Annotated in this window: 3 protein-coding genes; 1 reads left to right on the plus strand and 2 read right to left on the minus strand. The window is 70.7% G+C overall.

Annotated features, from left to right (window positions below; genetic code table 11):
* Positions 1-1,594: penicillin-binding transpeptidase domain-containing protein (locus RIF89_RS12715; protein ID WP_309069466.1), on the minus strand; the 1,594-nt coding region annotated here is incomplete at its 3' end.
* Positions 1,595-1,662: 68 nt separating this feature from the next.
* On the minus strand, positions 1,663-2,034 hold the full coding sequence (locus tag RIF89_RS12720) for a nuclear transport factor 2 family protein (RefSeq protein WP_309069467.1): 372 nt from the start codon (positions 2,032-2,034) through the stop codon (positions 1,663-1,665).
* A 117-nt stretch (positions 2,035-2,151) separates the two neighbouring features.
* Between RIF89_RS12720 and RIF89_RS12725 the strand changes: the two genes are divergently transcribed.
* Positions 2,152-3,150, plus strand: a complete 999-nt coding sequence (locus tag RIF89_RS12725; RefSeq protein ID WP_309069468.1) for a magnesium and cobalt transport protein CorA — start codon at positions 2,152-2,154, stop codon at positions 3,148-3,150.
* The last annotated feature ends 172 nt before the right edge of the window (positions 3,151-3,322 follow it).

Below are 3,322 nucleotides of genomic sequence, written 5' to 3' on the forward strand. Positions count from 1 at the left end.
CGACGAGGTGGGGCACGACCGTGCCGCCGGCCTGGATCGACGCGGCGACCGTGGCCATGCCGAGCGGCGAGGCCGTGACGCGGCCCTGTCCGATGAGGTCGGCGGCCCGCTCGGTCTCGCTCTCCGGGTCCGGCACGGAGCCGAGCACGACGGGGTAGCCGAGGTCCGGTGCCTCGCCGAGGCCCAGCGTCCCGGCCGCGGCCGCGAGCGCTCCCTCGTCGATCCTGTCGCGCGCGCCGATCAGCGCCGTGTTGCACGAGTTCGCCAGCGCCGTGCGGAAGGTCACCTCGCCGAGCGCCGTCGCCGGGTAGTCGTCGAAGTTGTGGAACGTGTAGCCGTCGACGTCGAGCGTCTCGGGACAGCTCAGGATGTCGTCGAGCGTGACGCCCGCCCGCAGCAGCGCGAGCGAGGTGACGAGCTTGAACGTCGACCCCGGGGCGTACTGCCCCTCGGTCGCGGCGTTCATGCCGCCGTTGCCCGGCCCGTTCGCGGCCGCGAGGATCTCGCCCGTCGAGGGCCGGATCGCGACGAGCGCGCTCGCCGGGGCGTCTTCCCCCGCCAGCCGCGACAGGATGTGCTCCGCCTCGAGCTGCATCCGCTGGCTCAGCGTCAGCTCGAGCGGTTCGCCGGCCTCGCCCTGCCACTCGGCCAGCTCCCGCCGGGTGTCGTCGGCGCCGACGGCCTCGATCCGCAGCGTCGGCGTGCCGCGCAGCCGGCCGTCGTACGTCGCGAGCAGGCCCGCCATCCCCACGCGGTCGCCCGGGCGGATCGTCCCCTCGGACTTCTCGACGACCTCGGCGGTGGCCTCGCCGACGTAGCCCAGGATCTCGCGCGCGAACGCGCGGGTGGGCGCCAGGTCGACCTCGTCGGGCACGACCAGCGCGCCAGGGACGTCCGCGAACCCCGGATCGACGTACTCGCTCTCCTGGCCCTCGCGGACCGTGAGCGCCTCGACGAAGGCCTCGGGCCCCGCGGCCTCGGCCGTCGAGCGGAACGCGGCCGGATCGATTCCCAGCGCGTTCGCGATTCGCTCGGCCGACGTGCCCACCTGATCGGCGGGCGTGTTCGCCTTGTCGAGCCCGTAGCGGCCCACGGGGCGCTGCGTGACGATCGGATCGCCGGCCGCATCGACGACGTCCGCGCGTGGGCCGTACTCGCGCTGGACCTCGATGCGCTCCTCGGCGGTCAGCCGGGGCAGGAACGTCGCGGGGGTCCACTCGACCGCCCACTCCTGCTCCTCGCCCTCGACGAGCGCCGCGGTCGTGTCGTAGGTCCACTCGTGGCCCTCGATGTCCCATGTCCACTGCAGCGGAACGCTGCCCTCGCCGCCCTCGCGCTCGACCTCGCCCGCCGTGACCTTCACGTCGTATGCCGCGAGCGGCTCGACCTGCTCGGCGAACGCCGAAGCGACACCGGGATCCGTCAGGGTGACGCCGTCCAGCGAGTGCCCCGACAGGGCCGCGGCGAGGTCGTCGGCCAGCGTGCGCGTCGCCTCCTCTCCGGGATCGGTGCAGCCCGTGAGGGAGACGACCAGGGCAGTCAGCGCGATGCCGGCGCCGATACGGGGGGACATGCGCGAGTGGGGCGTGAGCACTCGGTCATCCTGGCACGGTCCATCGACGTCGGCGCGGATCGGTACCGTGTGGTGACCTCCGGGAGCGTTCAGCCGGCGGTTTCGGCGGCGTCGCGCTTGCGCGGCAGCATCCACCACTCGACGAACTTCTGCGCACGGCCGTCCGGGGCGAACCAGACCTCCCAGATGTTCGTGTAGTGCTTGCCGCGCGGGTAGTTCACGTGGCCCTTGATGATGGCGAGCCGATCGTCCTCGATCAGCACCTCGAAGTCGAACTCGGGGTCGTCGTCTCGGTCCGAATCCCACATCTCGAGGATCGCGTCTATGCCCCGCGTCGGCTCGGGGTCATTCGGGCGGAACCAGTACTCCGCATCATCCGTGAAGATCGCCCGCACGTCCGCCTCGTCGTACGACTTCCACGCGCGGAGATATCCGTTCAGCCATTCCTGTGCTCGCGTCATGGCTCGTGTCTAGTCCAGCGTCGCCGCGATCACCAGTGCCGCCGCCGTCGACCTCCGACGGGACGAGGGACGATGTCGCTCGCCTGTGCGGAGCGCGCGGCGCGCGACAATTGCCGGGTGCCCATCATCGATAACGCCGTGTACGTCGGCGGCCGCCGCATCGAGAACCCCACGAGCCTCGAGGAGACGTTCGAGTACATGCGCTCGGAGGGCGGTATGGCGTGGATCGGGCTGTTCCGACCGACGCGCGAGGAGATCGACAAGGTCGCGGAGGAGTTCTCGCTGCACCCGCTCGCCGTGGAGGACGCGCTGCAGGGCCACCAGCGTGCGAAGCTCGAGCGCTACGGCGACACGCTGTTCGCCGTGCTGCTTCCTGCGCGCTACCTCGAGCACGAGGAGACCGTGGAGTTCGGCGAGCTGCACGTGTTCGTCGGCCCCGACTTCGTCGTGACCATCCGCCATGCGGAGTCGCCGGACCTCGCTCGCGTCCGCCGGCGCATGGAAGACCAGCCAGGACTGCTCGCGTTCGGTCCGGAGGCGGTGCTGTACGCGGTGATGGACGAGGTTGTGGACGAGTACGAGCCCGTCGTCGCGGGCCTGCAGAACGACATCGACGAGATTGAGGATGCGCTGTTCGGCTCCGAGCACGCCGAGCTGTCACAGCGCATCTACCTGCTCTCGCGTGAGGTCATCGGTTTCCAGCGCTCCGCCGATCCGCTGCGCGCGATGCTCGAGGGGCTGCTCCGCGGCGCGGACCGCTACGCCGTCGACATCGAGCTGCAGCGTTCGCTGCGCGACGTGCTCGACCACGCGATCCGGATCGCGGAACGCCTCGCGTCCTACCGAGCGATCCTCGACAACGCGCTCACGGTGAACTCGACGCTCGTCACCCGGCGCCAGACCGAGACGGCACTCGCGCAGAACGAGCAGGTCAAGAGGATCTCCGGGTGGGCCGCGATCCTGTTCGGACCGAGCATCGTCGCCGGCGTCTACGGCATGAACTTCGACCACATGCCCGAGCTGTCGTGGGTGTGGGGCTATCCCATGGCCCTCGGCCTCATGGTGCTGACCGCCGTGGGACTGTACGTCGTGTTCAAGTGGCGCCGGTGGATGTGACGCCCGACGGGATACAGTCGCTCCAGCCGACGGACGTCCGGCTCAGCGCCTGACGCCGGGCGACAGCACGCACGAACCCTCGCACTGCGACGAAGCATCGGAGGACCCGGATGACAACCCGAACCGCCATCGTGACCGGCGCCGCGCGCGGCATCGGAGCCGCCACCGCACG

The sequence above is a fragment of the Microbacterium sp. genome, assembly GCF_031178525.1.
Lineage (GTDB): Bacteria > Actinomycetota > Actinomycetes > Actinomycetales > Microbacteriaceae > Microbacterium.